Origin of the sequence: Streptomyces sp. NPDC001663 (assembly GCF_042893105.1) — a bacterium.
In the GTDB taxonomy this organism is placed as follows: domain Bacteria; phylum Actinomycetota; class Actinomycetes; order Streptomycetales; family Streptomycetaceae; genus Streptomyces.
Window position 1 is genome coordinate 138,570 of record NZ_JBIAUR010000009.1, and the last position, 16,217, is coordinate 154,786.

Here is a 16,217-nt window from a genome sequence, read left to right on the forward strand (position 1 = left end):
ATGTCCACGACGACCGCTCCCACGCTCGCGGTGTTCAAGCTGGCCTCCTGCGACGGCTGCCAGCTCACCCTGCTGGACTGCGAGGACGAACTCCTGGCGCTGACGGGCGGGGTCAAGATCGCTCACTTCCTGGAGGCGTCCAGCGCGGTCGAGCCGGGTCCCTACGACCTGTCCCTCGTCGAGGGCTCGGTCACCACGGCCGAGGACGCCGAGCGGATCCGCGCGATCCGGGCCGCTTCGCGCCATCTGGTGACCATCGGGGCGTGCGCGACCGCCGGCGGCATCCAGGCCCTCAGAAACTTCGCGGACGTCGACGAGTACCGGCGCACGGTCTACGCGCACCCCGAGTACATCTCCACGCTGGCCACCTCCACCCCCGTGTCGGACCATGTCGACGTCGACTTCGAGCTGCGCGGCTGCCCCATCGACCGGCGGCAGCTCATCGAGGTGATCACCGCTTTCCTCGCCGGACGCAAGCCGGACATCTCGAACCACAGCGTGTGCTTCGAGTGCAAGCGGCGCGGCACGGTCTGCGTCACCGTCGCCCACGGCACGCCCTGCCTGGGTCCGGTCACGCACGCCGGGTGCGGGGCGCTGTGCCCGGCGTACCAACGCGGCTGCTTCGGCTGCTTCGGCCCGGCCGGGTCGGTGAACCTGCCGGCGCTGATCCCGTTGCTGCGCCGCGACGGCATGGACGAGGACGCCGTCATGCGCTTCCTGCACACCTTCAACACCGCCGCCTTCGACAAGGAGTTGAACTCGTGACGCACCGCGGATCCCGTGTCCTGCACGTCGGCTCGCTCTCCCGGGTCGAGGGCGAGGGCGCCCTGCGTCTGCATGTGCACGACGGCACGGTCACCGAGGCACGGCTGGAGATCTACGAACCGCCGCGGTTCTTCGAGGCGTTCCTGCGCGGGCGTACCTACACGGAGCCGCCGGACATCACGGCCCGGGTGTGCGGGATCTGCCCGGTGGCGTACCAGATGAGCGCATGCGCGGCGATCGAGGACGCGTGCGGGGTGAGCGTCGATCCGGTGATCCGGGATCTGCGCAGGTTGCTGTACTGCGGCGAGTGGATCGAGAGCCAGGTCCTGCACATCTATCTGCTGCACGCGCCGGACTTCCTGGGCCGTGCGAGCGCGATCGAACTGGCCCGCACGCACCGGGCCGAGGTCGAGCGGGGGCTCAGGCTGAAGAAGGCCGGCAACTCCCTGATGGAGCTGCTGGGCGGGCGGGCCGTGCACCCGGTGAACGTACGCCTGGGCGGCTTCCACCGGGCACCGACACGCGCCGAACTCCGGCCGCTGGAGGAGGAGTTGAAGCGGGCCCTCGACGACGCGTGGGAGACCGTGCGCTGGGTCGCGGGCTTCGAGTTCCCGGACGCGCACACCGACGCCGACCTGCTCGCGCTGGCCGACCCTCGGACGTACGCCATCGAGGGCGGCACACCGACCGTGCTGCGCGCCGACGGGACCAGGACGTCCTTCCCCGTGCGGGACTTCACCGAGCACGTCACCGAGACCCACGTGCCGCACTCCACCGCGCTGCATTCACGGCTCGACGGGCGGCTGCACCTGACCGGTTCGCTCGCCCGGTTCGCGATCGGTGGCGCGCAGCTGTCGCCGGTGGCACTCCAGGCGGCCGTCGAGGCGGGGTTGGGCGATCCGCGCACGGGCGCAGTGTGCCGCAACCCGTTCCGTTCCATCCTGGTGCGGGCGGTGGAGGCGGTGTACGCCGTCGGCGAAGCGCTGCGGATCATCGCGGCGTACGAGCCGCCCGCCCGCCCTTACGTCGACGTGCCTCCGGTCGCGGGCGTCGGGCACGGCGCCACCGAGGCGCCGCGGGGAGTGCTGTACCACCGCTACGAACTCGACGCCGACGGCATCGTGACCGACGCCCAGCTGGTGCCGCCCACCGCGCAGAACCAGGGCGCCATCGAGGACGATCTACGGCGCCTGGCCCAGCGCGCCATCGGCGAACACGACCCGGACGACGGCGAGTTGACGGCCCTGTGCGAGCGGGCTATCCGCAACCACGACCCGTGCATCTCGTGCTCCACCCACTTCCTCGACCTGACGGTCGTCCGTACCTCGGAACAAACCACGGGAGGCTGCGATGCCTGAATCTCCGTACACCGTCAGCGATGTGATGACGCAGACCGTCGTCGCTGTCGGCAGTGAGGCGCCCTTCAAGGAGATCGTCGAACTGCTCGATCAGTGGAAGGTCAGTGCCCTGCCCGTCCTGGCGGGCGAGGGGCGGGTCGTGGGGGTGGTCTCCGAGGCGGATCTGATGGCCAAGGAGGAGTTCCGGGACACGGAGGAGGGCGATCCGGCCGATCGGAGGAAGGCGGGCGCGGTGAGCGCGGGCGAGCTGATGAGCGCCCCGGCCGTAACCGTGCACGCGGACGCCACGCTGGCCGAGGCTGCCCGCATCATGGCCCGTCGGCACGTCAAGCGGCTGCCCGTGGTGGACGGGGTGGGCCTGCTGCAGGGCGTGGTCAGCCGCAGTGATCTGCTCAAGGTCTTCCTCCGGGACGACGAGGAGATCGCCCAGGAGATCCGGCGCAGCGTCCTGGGGCAGCTCCCGGTCACCACCCCCCTGACCGTGAGCGTGACCGAGGGCGTGGTCACTATCGGTGGTGCCCTGCCCGACCGGATGCTCGTGCCCGTGGTGGCCCGTGCGGTGCGGGCGGTGGAGGGGGTCGTGGACATCCGGCTCGATCTCACGCACCGATGAAGTACCTCGACGAATACCGCGATCCGGTGCTCGCCCGGCGGCTGCTGGACGAGCTGCGGCGCACCGCCACGCGACCGTGGCGGATCATGGAGGTGTGCGGCGGTCAGACCCACACCCTGGTCCGCCAGGGCATCGACGAGCTGCTGCCCGCCGGGATGCGGATGATCCACGGCCCGGGCTGCCCGGTGTGCGTGACCCCGCTCGAGACCCTGGACCGGGCGATGGCCATCGCGGCCGCGCCGGGTGTGATCCTCACCAGCTTCGGCGACATGCTGCGCGTGCCCGGCACGGACACCGATCTGCTGTCGTTGCGGGCGCGGGGAGCGGACGTACGAGTGGTGTACGCCCCGATGGACGCCGTGCGCCTGGCCGCCGGCCACCCCGACCGCGAGGTGGTGTTCCTGGCCGTCGGCTTCGAGACGACCGCCCCGGCCAACGCGATGGCGGTGCTGCACGCGGCCCGCCTCGGGCTGCGGAACTTCTCGATGCTGGTCAGCCATGTCCTCGTACCGCCCGCCATGACGGCGCTGCTCGACGACCCCGACTGCGAGGTGCAGGCCTTCCTGGCGGCGGGGCACGTGTGCGCGGTGATGGGCTGGACCGAGTACGAGCCCATCGCCGCCCACCACCGAGTGCCCATAGTGGTCACCGGTTTCGAGCCGCTGGACCTGCTGGAGGGCATCCTGATGGCCGTACGGCAGCTGGAGTCGGGCCGCTGCGAGGTGGAGAACCAGTATGTGCGGGCCGTGCGCCGCTCGGGCAACACCGACGCCCAGGACGCGGTCCGCAAGGTCTTCCGGGTCACCGACCGGGCCTGGCGCGGCATCGGGGCGCTGCCCGACAGCGGCCTCGAACTCGCCGAGGAGTACCGGGAGTTCGACGCGGCCCGCCGCTTCGACGTGGGCGGGCTGTGCCCCGTCGAGGACCCGGAGTGCATCGCGGGCGCCATCCTCACCGGGGCCAGGCTGCCCACCGACTGCACCGCGTACGGCACCCGTTGCACGCCGCGTCATCCGCTCGGCGCGCCGATGGTGTCGTCCGAGGGCACCTGTGCCGCCTTCCACGCGGCTGGACGCACTCCCACCAGGAGCACGGCATGAGCATCGAATGTCCCACTCCCCACAACGAGGACGAGGTCGTCCTGCTGGGTCACGGCGCCGGTGGCCGGCTCACCGCCGAGCTGCTCGACCGGCTGGTCCTGCCCGCCTTCGGCGGCGCGGCGGGCCCGATGGAGGACGCTGCGCTGCTGCCCGGACACCGGGAGCTGGTGATCAGCACCGACAGCTTCGTGGTCAGTCCGCTCTTCTTCCCGGGCGGGGACATCGGTTCCCTCGCCGTCCACGGCACGGTCAACGACCTCGCCATGCGGGGTGCCTGGCCGCTCGCGCTGTCCGTCTCCCTGATCGTCGAGGAGGGGCTGCCGCTGGCCGAGCTCCGGGCGGTTCTGGAGTCGCTGGGCAAGGCGGCGCAGGACGTCGGGGTGCCGGTGGTCACCGGCGACACCAAGGTCGTGGGGCGTGGCGCCGCCGACCGGCTGTTCATCAACACCACCGGCGTCGGACAGCGACGCGGCCCGCTGCACCCGTCCGCCGCGCTGGCCCGCCCCGGCGATGCTGTCCTGCTGTCCGCGCCGATCGGGCTGCACGGCACGACCGTCCTGAGCACCCGTGAGGGCCTCGGCTTCGAGAGCGACATCTGCTCGGACAGCCGGCCCCTGCACCGGCTGGTGGGCACCCTGGCCCCGCTGGGCGCCGCCGTCCACGCGCTGCGCGACCCGACCCGGGGCGGGCTCGCCGCGGCCCTCAACGAGATCGCCCGCGACTCGTCGGTCGCCGTCGAGATCGAGGAGAGCGCGATCCCGGTGCCCGCGGCGGTCGCCTCCGCCTGCGACCTGCTCGGCCTGGATCCGCTGGTCGTCGCCAACGAGGGCTGCATGGTCGCCTTCGTCGACCCCGGGGCGGCCGAAGCGGCGCTGGCCGCGCTGCGGTCGGTGCCCGAGGGCGCGCAGGCGGTGCGGATCGGCGAGGTGCTGCCGCCGGAACCGGCCGGTCGGGTAACTGTGCGCACCCTGGTGGGTGCGCGGCGCATCGTGGACATGCCGCTGGGTGAGCTGCTTCCCCGTATCTGCTGATCAGCGAGGTGAGGCAGCATGCCGGTGGTCGAGGCTTGACCGGGCATCATCACCCTCCCGGGGTGACGACGGACTGATCGACGGGATGAAGGCTGGGTCGTGAGCGGCTGCCGGCCGCGGCCGCACAAGGAAGGGAGATCCAGCCATGGCCACCACCACTACCCCGCACCGGCGCTCTGCACGCGCCGAAGCGGCCGCCTCAGGGCTGACGGTCTTCGCCGCCGTGATGCTGTTCATCGCCGGTACCCTCGACCTCTTCAGGGGCATCATGGCGATCGCCGACGACGACGTCTTCGTCAACACCCCGAACTACGTCTTCAAGTTCGACCTGACGAGCTGGGGCTGGATCCAGCTGGCACTCGGTGTCATCGCCATGGTCGTGAGCGTCGGACTGTTCTCGGCGGCCACCTGGGCGCGGGTTGCCGGAGTGGGTATCGCGGGGCTGCTGATCATCGCGAACTTCCTGTCCATCCCCTACTACCCGTTCTGGTCGCTCACGCTGATCGCCCTGTACGGCTTCGTCATCTGGGGATTGTGCGTGGTCAGGAGGGACGACGTCAGCGGCTAGCCGGAGCCGAACCTGGCCAGTCGTCGGGGCGGCCGTCCGGTGAGTCCGGCGCGCCCTCCCGCAGTCGAGGGCTGCGGGAGGCGGCCTTCTTGTGCCAGGCGCCGTACCGCTCCGCCAGGAACACGGCCGACATGCCGTGCAGCAGGATGCTCAAGGCGACAGTGAGGGCAACCACCCGCCCGATGAGCTGGACCCCGTGGACGTGTTCCTCCACCACGAGCAGCCCGAAGACGACCGAGGCGAGCCCGCGAGGCCCGAACCAGCCGATGTAGGCGACCGTGGGGAGGGCCAGGCCGCTGCCGGTCAGGGAGAGCGCGACCGGCAGCATCCGGACCGCGGTGAGGCTCAGCACGGCGTAGACGATGATCCGCCAGTCGACATCCTCCAGTGTCGGACCGAGCAGGACGGCGCCGAAGACCAGGAAGCTCACGGACGCGAGCAGCTCGGCGAGGTGTTCGGCCAGGTGGGCGGTGTCGTCATCGCCGTCCGGGGCATCCGCTTCCATGTCCTGGCGACGGGAAACCGTGTCCTGCCGACGAGAACCCCTGTCCTGCCGGTAAGAGACGCCGAAGGCGAAACCGGCCACCCAGGCCGCGATGAAGCCACTCCCGTCGACGACGACCGCCAGGGTGTACGACCCCACGGCCGCGGCCAGGACGAACACCTGCCGCCAGTCCCGGCTGACCCAGTCCCTCTCGCGCGAGCGGCGCAGCAGCCATCCGCCGATACCGCCGACGGCAAGGCCCAGCGCGGTGCTGAGCACCAGCGCGCGCCAGAAGACTCCGCCGGCCCCCTCCTCCGAGGTCACGGTGCCGGGCAGAGCCGCGAGGAAGAGCACGAAGAACGGCAGCGCCATGCCGTCGTTGAGGCCGCTCTCGACGTTGAGGCCGCTGCGCACCAGTGGGGGGACCTTCGGACTGGAGACCGCGGTCTTACCCAGGGCCGCGTCCGTCGGGGCCAGGATCGTCCCGACCAGCGCCAGCTCCCAGACGGTCAGCCCGGGCAGCAGTGGCCACGCCAGGAGCCAGCCCGCCCCGATGGTCAGCGGCAGACCGATCCCCAGCAGCCGTCCGGGAAGGAACCCACCGACGCCCAGGTCCCGGCGCCTGACGGACATCGCGTCGGTGAACAGAACCAGCGTCAGGGTGGCTTCGACCAGGGTGAGCACCGGTCCCGCGTCGTGCTCCAGGTCGAGGAGGCCGAGCCCGAGCGGTCCGATGGCGACCCCGAAGGCGGTGAACACCATGGGCGCCGACACAGGTGTGGTCGACAGCCGCCGGGAGAACAGTGCATATCCCGCGGTGACGGCGGCCACGGCCGCCCCCGCCCACGCGCTGCCGCTCACCGCGCCCTCGCCTCATCGAGGGCCGGAGAGCAGCAGCCTGCGCTTGGCCAGTTTTCCGACAATTGCTTACCGATCCGGATGGAGCATGCCCGTCCGGCCATGATCGGACAGCGTTTGTTCGGCGTCCCGTACCGACACGGTGGGACGAGCACGGCAGCGAAAGGGCAGGGCGGGCGGGCCCTTCACGTCGTTTGCCTCTCCTTCGCCAGTTCGCCGGCGACCCGTGCCGCCCACGCCTCGATCTCGGGGAAGTTCCGGAAGTCCCCGCCCTTTCCGCTGCGCAGGATCATGCCTGCGATGCGGCCCTTGGCGCCCTCTTCCAGGCAGCCTCCGAAGGTGACGTGCCCCCGGGCGTCGAGCCGGGTCATGGCGCGGCGCACACCGGGCACGGGCGGGATGTCCCGCTCCGACGCCGTGGCGTCGAGGGGTCCGCTGCTGAAGAGCCACAGCGGGCGTGCGGCCAGTGCGCTGCGGTTGCGGCGCACGAACCGGCGGGCGTCCTTGTGCCAGCGTCCGGCGTAGAGTCCGCCGCCGACCACGACGGCGTCGTACCGTGTCACGTCCTTGACGGTACCGGCCGGCGCAGTGTCAGCCGCGAGGCCCTCCTTGCGCAGGACCTCGGCCACGGCCTCGGCGATCTGCGCGGTCGATCCATTGGTCGTTCCGTAGGCGACCAGCACGCTGATGGGCATGGCGGTCCGCCTCCTTTCAGCTCACAGCTTGCCCAGCCAGTCGTCGGCGACACCGTGCAGTGCCTGCTCGTCGGGCCGGACGTGCGAGTCGTCCAGCCGGTGGGTGAGCTTGTCGACGACCGCTACGACCCCGTCGATCTGACGGGCCATGGAGACGGCGATCTCCGTCTCGCTCTTGCGTTCCATGTGACCGGAGAGCGTGACCACGCCCTCCACCACGGAGACGTCGACGCTGCGCGGTGCCAGCCACAGCGCGTGGACGATCACCTCGTCGACGACCTCCTTGCGGATCTCGGCGTCCGGCCGCAGGAAGACCTGGAGCAGGTCGCGGCGGGTGACGATGCCGACGAGCCGATTCTCCTCGTCGAGGACGGGCAGTCGCTCGACGCGGTGCTGCGCCATGGTCCGGGCGGCCTCGACGATGCTGTTGTCGGCATGCACCGTGACGGGCGGCTCGGTCATCAGCTGGCCCGCGGTGCGGGCCCGGGTCTTCACAGCCCGCGTCCTGCCTTCGTGGGTGAGGGCGGCGAGGCGGTGATGCTTCTTCGGCTCGTACGGGTCGGGCGCCTCGGCCTGGCGGATCATGAGATCCGTCTCGGAGATGACCCCGATGACCTTCTCGTCGTCGTCGACCACCGGAAGTCCGCTGATGCGGTGCTCACCGAGCAGTCGTGCCACCTCCTTGAACGGGGTGCCGTACTCGGCACGGACGACCTCCGTGGTCATCACGGAGCCGACCTTGTTGTGCTTCATGGCTGTTTCCTCCTCAGCGGAGCCGGCGCAGATACGGATCCTGCGGCCCGCGGGGCAGCAGGCGCACCCGCGCATCGAGCACACTGACTCCGCCCGGTGTCGCGAGTACGGGGTTGAAGTCGGCCTCGGCCAGCTGCGGCAGGTCGCTCGCCATCCGGGACAGCCGCAGCAGCAGTTGTTCGAGGGCTTCGAGGTCGACGGGGCGCACGCCGTTCGCGCCGAACAGCAGCGGGGCGCAGCGCAGGGACGTGATCAGGTCGTGCACGTCGTGGTCGGTGAGCGGGGCGAGCCGGGCGGCGTGGTCGGCGAGCACCTCGGTCGCGGTGCCGCCGAGGCCGAAGAGGACGAGCGGTCCGAAGACCTGGTCCTGGACGACGCCGGCGAACAGTTCGGTGCCGCGGTCGGCGAGCGGCTGCACCACCACGCCGGTCAGCAGGCCTGCGAACCGGGTCTCCAAGTCCCGGAAGGCGGCGCGCACTTGGGAGTCGCCGCGCAGGTCGAGATGGACGGCGTGCTCGACGGTCTTGTGCAGCAGGCCCGGCCAGTGGCCCTTCATGACCACCCGGCCGTCGGCACCGCGCAGCCGGTCGGCGGCGAGGACGGCGTCGTCCTCGGTCTCGGCCCAGGCCCACGGCGACTGGGGGATGCGGTAGCAGTCGAGCAGTTCGGCACAGGTCCGCGGGTCGAGCCAGCCGCCGTCGGGGTGAGCCTCGAGGTACGTGTCCACGACGGCGCGGGCGCGCGTCGTGTCGACCTCGGCGAGGTCGGGGACTGTCCCGGCGGGCCGGGCCAGCCAGGCCGCGCGACGGGCCGCGTGGGCCAACGCCCGTGCTGCCGCCTGGGGTTCGGCGTACGACGGGACGGTGCCGCCCTCGGCGGGCAGCAGTTCGACGGGCAGGGCCTGTTCGAGCCGTACCGCGGCGAGCGGCTTGGCGCCTCGGGACGGCGCGCTGGTGAGGGCGCGGACGAGGTCGTCGCCGGTTGCCTCGGCGACCGCCGTGGGGATCAGGGCCACCAGGACGGCGTCGACGCCGCCGTAGCGCAGGATCCGGTCCACGCAGTCCGTGAGCTGTTCCTCCGAGACGGCGGCCGTGGCGTCGACTGGGTTGCCGACGGCGGCACCCTCGGGCAGGACGGCGAGCAGGTCGTCGATCAGCTCAGGGGTGGGCGGCGGCAGGGTCAGGCCTGCCTCGGCGCAGGCATCGGCGGCGAGCACACCCGCCCCGCCCGCGTTGGTGACGATCGCGACACGGGTGCCTGCGGGCAGCGGCTGGGAGTGCAACAGGGCGGCCGTTTCCAGGAGTTCACCGACCGAGCGGGTGGCGGTGATGCCGGCCTGGGTGAACAGGGCGCCGCGGGTCATGGTGCGGGTGGCGGCGGCCGCCGTGTGCGATGCTGCGGCGCGCCGGCCGGCGTCGGTGCGTCCGGCGTCGACGGTCAGCACGGGCATGCGTCGGGTCACGCGGCGCGCGGTGCGGGAGAAGGCCCGTGGGTTGCCGAAGGACTCCAGGTGCAGCAGGGCGAGATCAGTGCGGCCGTCGCTCTCCCACCACTGGAGCATGTCGTTGCCGCTGACGTCGTACTTGTCCCCCAGGGACACGAACGAGGAGACGCCGATGCCGAGCCGGGACAGCCCGTCGAGCAGGGCGATGCCGACACCCCCGGACTGGACGGCGACGCCCGCGGTGCCGGGGCGCGGATGGCCGGCGGCGAAGGTGGCGTCGAGGCGCAGCGTCGGGTCGGTGTTGGAGATGCCGAGACAGTTGGGGCCGACGAGCCGCATGCCGTAGGCGCGGCATGTCTCCATCAGCGACCGGCCCTGGTCGGCGTCGAGGCCCGCGGTGACGACCAGGAGCGCTCGTACGCCCGCCTTGCCGCACTCCTCGGCGGTCTCCGGGACCGAGGCTGCGGGTACGGCGAGGACGGCGAGGTCTGGCGCCATGGGCAGGGCGGCGACCGACGGGTAGCACGGCACGCCGAGGATCGCGGTCGCTGCCGGGTTCACCGCGAACAGACGCCGATTGAACCCGCCCGAGTGCAGATGGTGCAGGATCGCCCGGCCCACCGAGCCCGGTTTGCGTCCGGCTCCGACGACGGCCACCGCCTTCGGCCGCAGCAGCGGCTCGAGGCTGGCCACGTCGGCGGCCCGGCCGCGTTCCTCCACGGCCGTGAGGTAGGTGTCGCTCTCGTCCAGGGCGATGGTGCAGCGCACTTCCGGGCCTTCGAAGTGGCGGGCTGTGCGCAGGCCGAGGTCGGCGAAGAGCCGCAGCACCTCGCGGTTCTCGCTGAGCGCGTCGGCGGTGAAGGCCGTGACGCCCTCGGCGCGGGCCGCGGAGACCAGGTGCTCGACGAGAAGCGTGCCGACCCCTCGGTGGTGCAGTCCGTCGGCGACCGCGATGGAGACCTCGGCTGTGCTGCCGGTCCCGCCGGTGTCGTACTCGGCGAGGCCGATCAGCCCGCTCGCCGTCTCGGCCAGCAGGGCCCGGTACCCGGGGTGCGGCGATGCGCTGGCCCGGTCGGCGGCCAGGACGGCGGAGCACCGACTCGCCGAGAAGAACCGCAGCCGCAGGTTCTCGACGGACATCTCCTCGTAGAGCCCCTGCACCTGATCGTGGTCGCTCTTGCTCACGGGCCGGATGCACACGGTCGTGCCGTCCGCGAGCAGGGCGTGGGCCATGGGCCGGGTGAGCGCGTCGTCCGTCATGACGGAATCCCCTCCAGGTCTCTCGACACTTCGAGCGTCCAACGGAACGGGCAGCTCTCACATGGGCTGTCCGGGGGCCGAAGGTGGGCCGGTCGGCCCCCGGCGCGGGCCGGGTCTCAGGAGTTCCACGTCCAGTCCGCGACCTCGGGCAGATCCGTGCCGTACTCGCGGATCCAGGCCTCGTGGCGGGTGCGGGCGTCCGCCATCGTCTGACGTACGGCCGCGGCGCGCACCGCGAGGCCCGGGACGCGGTCGATGACGTCCATGACCAGCCGGTAGCGGTCGAGGTCGTTGCGGACGACCATGTCGAACGGGGTGGTCGTGGTGCCGGACTCCTTGTAGCCGCGCACATGCAGGTTGGGGTGGCCGGTGCGCCGGTATGCGAGGCGGTGGATCAGCCACGGGTAGCCGTGGTAGGCGAAGATCACCGGCTTGTCGGTGGTGAACAGGCCGTCGTACTCGAAGTCGCTCATCCCGTGCGGGTGTTCCTCGCGCGGCATCAGGCGAGCCATGTCGACGACGTTGACCACGCGGACCGCGAGGTCGGGCAGGTGGCGGCGGAGCAACTGGGCTGCGGCCAGGACCTCCTGGGTGGGCACGTCGCCGGCGCAGGCCAGCACGACGTCCGGTTCGCCGCCGTTCTCGGTGCCCGCCCACTCCCAGATGCCTGCTCCGCGCGCGCAGTGGGCGCGGGCCTGGTCCATGGACAGCCAGTCGAAGCATGGCTGCTTGCCGGCGACGATCACGTTCACGTAGTCGCGGCTGCGCAGCGCATGGTCCGCGACCGACAGCAGGGTGTTGGCGTCCGGCGGCAGATAGACCCGTACGACCTCGGGGCTCTTGTTGAGGACGTGGTCGACGAAGCCGGGGTCCTGGTGGGAGAAACCATTGTGGTCCTGGCGCCACACGTGCGAGGTGAGCAGGTAGTTGAGGGATGCGATGGGGGCGCGCCACGGCAACTCCCTCGACGTCTTCAGCCACTTGATGTGCTGGTTGACCATGGAGTCGACGATGTGTACGAAGGCCTCGTAGCAGGAGAACAGCCCGTGCCGGCCGGTCAGCAGATAGCCCTCCAGCCAGCCCTGGCAGGTGTGTTCGGAGAGGATCTCCATCACCCGGCCGTGCCGGTCGAGGTGTTCGTCCACCGGAAGGTGCTGGGCCTGCCAGGCCTTGCCGCTGGCGTCGAAGACGGCCTGCAGCCGGTTGGAGGCGGTCTCGTCGGGACCCACGACCCGGAAGTCGCGGCGGGCCGCGGTGTCCTCCATGACCTGTTCGAGGAGGTCGCCGAGGACCCGGGTGGGCTCGTGGAGGGTGGTGCCCGGCTTGTCCACCGGCACGGCGAACCGGTCGAGGGAGGGGATCGGCAGGGCGCGCAGGAGCAGGCCGCCGTTGGCGTGCGGGGTGGCCCCCAGGCGTACGGCCCCGTCGGGCACGCAGGCGAGCACGTCGGCGACGGGTCGGCCGTCCGCGTCGAACAGCTCCTCGGGGCGGTACGAGCGCAGCCACGCCTCCAACTGCCGCAGATGCTCCGGGTTTTCGCGTACGGCGGCCAGCGGGACCTGGTGGGCGCGCCAGGTGCCCTCGACCGGGACACCGTCGACCTCGGCGGGTCCGGTCCAGCCCTTGGGGGTGCGCAGGACGATGACGGGCCAGTGCGAGCGCTCGGCGACGCCGTCCTCGCGGGCAGACTGCTGCAGCGCGGCGATGCGTTCCAGCGCGTCGTCCATCGCGCGTGCCATCGCCCGGTGGACGGTGGCCGGGGCGTCGCCGGTGACGTGGATCGGCACATGACCGTATCCGCGCAGCAGATCGTCGAGTTCGTGCTCGGGCAGGCGGGAGAGCACGGTCGGGTTGGCGATCTTGTAGCCGTTGAGGTGGAGGATCGGCAGGACGGCTCCGTCGTGCACCGGGTCGAGGAACTTGTTGGAGTGCCAGGAGGCGGCCAGCGGTCCGGTCTCCGCCTCGCCGTCGCCGATCACGCAGGCGACGAGCAGGTTCGGGTTGTCGAGGGCCGCGCCGTAGGCGTGCGACAAGGAGTAGCCCAGTTCGCCGCCCTCGTGGATCGAGCCCGGCGTCTCCGGCGCGACATGGCTGGGCACGCCGCCGGGGAAGGAGAACTGCCGGAACAGCCGCTCCATGCCCGCCGCATCCCGGGCGACGTTCGGGTACGTCTCGCTGTAGGTGCCCTCCAGCCAGGAGTTGGCCAGCACGGAGGGGCCGCCGTGGCCGGGCCCCCAGATGCACAGGGCGTCCAGGCCGCGGGCCTTGATGACGCGGTTGAGGTGGGTGTACACGAGGTTCAGGCCGGGCGAGGTGCCCCAGTGACCGAGCAGCCGCGGCTTGATGTGCTCGGGCCTGAGGGGCTCGCGCAGCAGCGGGTTGGACATCAGGTAGATCTGCCCGGCGGCCAGGTAGTTGGCGGCCCGCCAGTGGGCGTCCAGGGTGCGCAGCTCCTGGTCGGAAAGTACGGTGGCGTCCAGGTGTTCGACCTTGGGCATGAGTGACTCCGGAAGTCATCGACGTGGGTCATCGGGCGGTGGAGGCGGCATGGCCGGCAAGAAGGCGGCGACACTGCCGCGCAAGACGTACGAGAAGGAACTGCTGCGCCTGCAGACGGAGTTGGTGAAGCTGCAGGAATGGGTGCGCGCCGAGGGTGCCCGGCTGGTCGTCGTCTTCGAGGGGCGGGACGCGGCGGGCAAGGGCGGCACCATCAAGCGGGCCGCGGAGCATCTCAACCCGCGCGTGGCGCGGATCGCGGCACTGCCCAAGCCGACCGAGCGCCAGCGCACGCAGTGGTACTTCCAGCGGTATGTGGAGCATCTGCCGGCCGCCGGGGAGATCGTGCTGTTCGACCGGTCCTGGTACAACCGGGCCGGGGTCGAGCATGTGATGGGCTTCTGCACCAAGGAGGAGTACCAGCTCTTCCTGCGGCAATGCCCGATCTTCGAGCGGATGCTGGTGGAGGACGGGATCCTGCTGCGCAAGTACTGGTTCTCGGTGAGCGACACCGAGCAGCAGGAGCGCTTCCGGCGCCGGCTGGAGGATCCGGTGCGGCGCTGGAAGCTGTCGCCGATGGACCTTGAGTCGATCTCCCGCTGGGAGGCGTACTCCCGGGCCAAGGACGAGATGCTGGTGCACACGGACATCCGGGAGGCGCCCTGGTACGTCGTCGAGAGCGACGACAAGCGCCGGGCCCGGCTGAACATGATCGCCCACCTGCTGAGCACCCTTCCCTACCGTGAGGTGGCACCGCCGGTGCTGGACCTGCCGCCGCGGCCGCCGTCGACCGGCTACGAGCGCCCGCCGCGCGATCTGCAGACCTACGTCCCCGATCACGCGGCGAGCTTGTAAGCCGGTCACGGCGCTCACGCCTTCTGCGGTACGACGGCCACCGGGCAGGCGGAGTGGTGCAGCACCGCGTGGGCGACACGGCCGAGCTGAAGCCCGAAGTGCCCGTCACGCCGCTTGGCTCCGACGACCAGCAGGTCGGCCCGGTGCGAGGCGTCCACCAGCACCCGGCGGGCGTGGCCCTCGACGGTGCCGCGCTGGACCTCGACGTCGGCCGGAAGGTCCTGCAGTGCCTCCTCCAGCGCCTCGACCGCCCGCTCGTGGTGCAGCCGGGCGGGTTCCCCGGCCATCAGGGGATGGTCGGTGCTCTCGTGCGCCGGGCACCGCCAGGCCCGTACGGCTTCCAGAGGCACCCCGCGGCGCCTGGCCTCCTCGGCCGCGAAGCGCACGGCCGCGGAGTCCTTGGCGTCCTCGCCGACGCCCACGACGACGCGGCCGCGGGTACCGGGCGTGGCACGGTTGTCGTGGCTGCCGCGCAGCACTATCACCGGGCACTCGGCGTAGGCGGCCACCGACAGGCTCACGGAGCCGAGAAACAGTTCGGCCAGGCCACTGCGGCCGCGGGAGCCCACCACCAGTGCGGAGGCGAGGCGCCCCTCCCGCACCAGCGCGTACTCGGGCTCCTCCGCCAGCACCTCGGCGGTGATCTTCAGCTCCGGATGCCGCCGACGCGCCCGCCCGGCGGCGCCGGCGACGATGTCGTCGGCCAGCACCTCCTCGGACGGCTTCCCGATGTCCGTGGCGAGCGCGGTGCCCTCGTAGCGCTCCCACAGGGAGGCGAACACCACCCGCAGCGGAACCCCGCGCAGGGCGGCCTCGTCGGCCGCCCAGTCGACGGCCCGCAGGCTCGGCTCGGAGCCGTCCGTGCCCACGACCAGGGGCTGTTCCATCGTCGTCATCCCTCCTGACCGAACTCGAACACGATGCGGGCCTTGACCTCGCCGCGCAGCACCTCGTCGATGGACTCGTTGACGGCGGTGAGCGGACGGGTCTCGTGGATGACCTTGGTGCGGCCCGCCGCGTGCAGTTGGAAGACCTCGGCGAGGTCCTGCCGGGTGCCGACGATGGAGCCGATCACCGAAGTGCCGTTCAGCACGGTGTCGAAGATGGGCACCTGGATGGTGCCGTGTGCCGGCAGGGCCACCATGACGAGCTTGCCGCCGCGCCGCAACCCGGAGTTGACCGCGGAGAAGGCGGCCTCGTTCACTGCCAGGGCGATGGCGGCGTGGGCGCCGCCGTGCTCCTTGAGCACCTCGCCGACGTCCTGCTTGCGGGCGTCGATGACGATGTCGGCGCCGAGTTCCGCGGCGAGTTCGAGCTTCTCGTCGGTGACGTCGATCGCCGCGACGGTGGCTCCGGCGATCTTGGCGTACTGCACCGCCAGATGACCGAGCCCGCCGATGCCGGAAATCGCGACGAGCTGGGCCGGCCTGACGTCCGCGACCTTGAGCGCCTTGTACGTGGTGACGCCGGCGCAGGTCAGCGGAGCGGCGTCGACGGCGCTGACGCCCTCGGGCACCGGCTGGGCGAAGTCGGCCCAGGCCAGCATCTTCTCGGCGTACCCGCCGTCGCAGCCGTAACCGGTGTTGATCTGCTGCTCGCACAGCGTCTCCCAGCCGGACAGGCAGTGCTCGCACCGCCCGCAGGCCCGGCCGAGCCACGGCACGGCGACCCGGTCTCCCACACTCAGGTGGGTGACACCGTCGCCGAGCTTCTCGACGAGGCCGACGCCCTCGTGGCCGGGCACGAACGGCGGATTCGGCTTGACGGGCCAGTCGCCGTGGGCGGCGTGGATGTCGGTGTGGCACAGACCGGAGGCCTCCAGGCGGATCCTCACCTGACCGGGACCGGGCTCGGGATCGGGGCGCTCCTCGATGACCAGGGGCTCACCGAAAGCTCGTACGACCGCTGCCTTCATGGGTTCAACTCCTCAGGGATGG

The 16,217-nt window shown here is 71.4% G+C and carries 14 protein-coding genes; 7 read left to right on the top strand and 7 right to left on the bottom strand.

Annotation, left to right across the window (positions count from 1 at the left end; all coding sequences use genetic code 11):
- From ACFY1L_RS28345 to ACFY1L_RS28370, 6 genes are all read left to right on the top strand, one after another.
- Nucleotides 1–765 carry an oxidoreductase gene (locus ACFY1L_RS28345; RefSeq protein ID WP_388830222.1) on the top strand — a complete coding sequence of 255 codons (765 nt, stop codon included), beginning with the start codon at nt 1–3 and terminating at the stop codon, nt 763–765.
- Nucleotides 762–2,123 carry a Ni/Fe hydrogenase subunit alpha gene (locus ACFY1L_RS28350; RefSeq protein WP_388830225.1) on the top strand — a complete coding sequence of 454 codons (1,362 nt, stop codon included), beginning with the start codon at nt 762–764 and terminating at the stop codon, nt 2,121–2,123. Before ACFY1L_RS28345 ends, ACFY1L_RS28350 begins: the two co-directional genes overlap by 4 nt.
- On the top strand, nt 2,116–2,736 hold the full coding sequence (locus tag ACFY1L_RS28355) for a CBS domain-containing protein (protein ID WP_388830228.1): 621 nt from the start codon (nt 2,116–2,118) through the stop codon (nt 2,734–2,736). The genes ACFY1L_RS28350 and ACFY1L_RS28355 overlap by 8 nt, the downstream gene beginning before the upstream one ends.
- A complete protein-coding gene (gene hypD / locus ACFY1L_RS28360) occupies nt 2,733–3,836 on the top strand; it encodes a hydrogenase formation protein HypD (protein ID WP_388830231.1) in 1,104 nt (367 codons plus the stop codon). The genes ACFY1L_RS28355 and hypD overlap by 4 nt, the downstream gene beginning before the upstream one ends.
- Nucleotides 3,833–4,867, top strand: a complete 1,035-nt coding sequence (gene hypE / locus ACFY1L_RS28365; protein ID WP_388830234.1) for a hydrogenase expression/formation protein HypE — start codon at nt 3,833–3,835, stop codon at nt 4,865–4,867. Before hypD ends, hypE begins: the two co-directional genes overlap by 4 nt.
- Before the next feature lie 145 nt (nt 4,868–5,012).
- Nucleotides 5,013–5,435, top strand: a complete 423-nt coding sequence (locus tag ACFY1L_RS28370) for a hypothetical protein (RefSeq protein ID WP_388830238.1) — start codon at nt 5,013–5,015, stop codon at nt 5,433–5,435.
- Here the strand turns inward: ACFY1L_RS28370 and ACFY1L_RS28375 are convergent.
- The 5 genes from ACFY1L_RS28375 to ACFY1L_RS28395 form a co-directional block, all read right to left on the bottom strand.
- Nucleotides 5,425–6,780: a cation:proton antiporter gene (locus ACFY1L_RS28375; RefSeq protein ID WP_388830241.1), complete on the bottom strand. Its 1,356-nt coding sequence runs from the start codon at nt 6,778–6,780 to the stop codon at nt 5,425–5,427. The two genes, ACFY1L_RS28370 and ACFY1L_RS28375, sit on opposite strands and share 11 nt — an antisense overlap.
- Nucleotides 6,781–6,962: 182 nt before the next feature.
- The gene (locus ACFY1L_RS28380) at nt 6,963–7,472 is read right to left on the bottom strand and encodes a flavodoxin domain-containing protein (RefSeq protein ID WP_388830244.1); all 510 of its coding nucleotides are present in this window, start codon (nt 7,470–7,472) and stop codon (nt 6,963–6,965) included.
- Between the two features lie 21 nt (nt 7,473–7,493).
- The gene (locus tag ACFY1L_RS28385) at nt 7,494–8,225 is read right to left on the bottom strand and encodes a CBS domain-containing protein (protein WP_388830247.1); all 732 of its coding nucleotides are present in this window, start codon (nt 8,223–8,225) and stop codon (nt 7,494–7,496) included.
- A 13-nt stretch (nt 8,226–8,238) separates the two neighbouring features.
- A complete protein-coding gene (locus ACFY1L_RS28390; RefSeq protein WP_388830250.1) occupies nt 8,239–10,929 on the bottom strand; it encodes a GNAT family N-acetyltransferase in 2,691 nt (896 codons plus the stop codon).
- 116 nt (nt 10,930–11,045) lie between these two features.
- Nucleotides 11,046–13,427, bottom strand: a complete 2,382-nt coding sequence (locus tag ACFY1L_RS28395; RefSeq protein WP_388830253.1) for a phosphoketolase — start codon at nt 13,425–13,427, stop codon at nt 11,046–11,048.
- Between the two features lie 49 nt (nt 13,428–13,476).
- Here ACFY1L_RS28395 and ppk2 point away from each other — a divergent pair, with 49 nt between their 5' ends.
- Entirely contained in the window at nt 13,477–14,280 is an 804-nt protein-coding gene (gene ppk2 / locus ACFY1L_RS28400) for a polyphosphate kinase 2 (RefSeq protein ID WP_388830256.1), read from the top strand.
- Nucleotides 14,281–14,294: 14 nt separating this feature from the next.
- On the opposite strand, the gene ACFY1L_RS28405 is transcribed toward ppk2, so the two are convergent.
- Together ACFY1L_RS28405 and adhP are read right to left on the bottom strand one after the other, a co-directional pair.
- Nucleotides 14,295–15,176: a universal stress protein gene (locus tag ACFY1L_RS28405; protein ID WP_388830259.1), complete on the bottom strand. Its 882-nt coding sequence runs from the start codon at nt 15,174–15,176 to the stop codon at nt 14,295–14,297.
- Complete coding sequence (gene adhP / locus ACFY1L_RS28410; protein WP_388830262.1) at nt 15,173–16,195, bottom strand: alcohol dehydrogenase AdhP; 1,023 nt, start codon at nt 16,193–16,195, stop codon at nt 15,173–15,175. The genes ACFY1L_RS28405 and adhP overlap by 4 nt, the downstream gene beginning before the upstream one ends.
- Nucleotides 16,196–16,217: the final 22 nt, after the last annotated feature.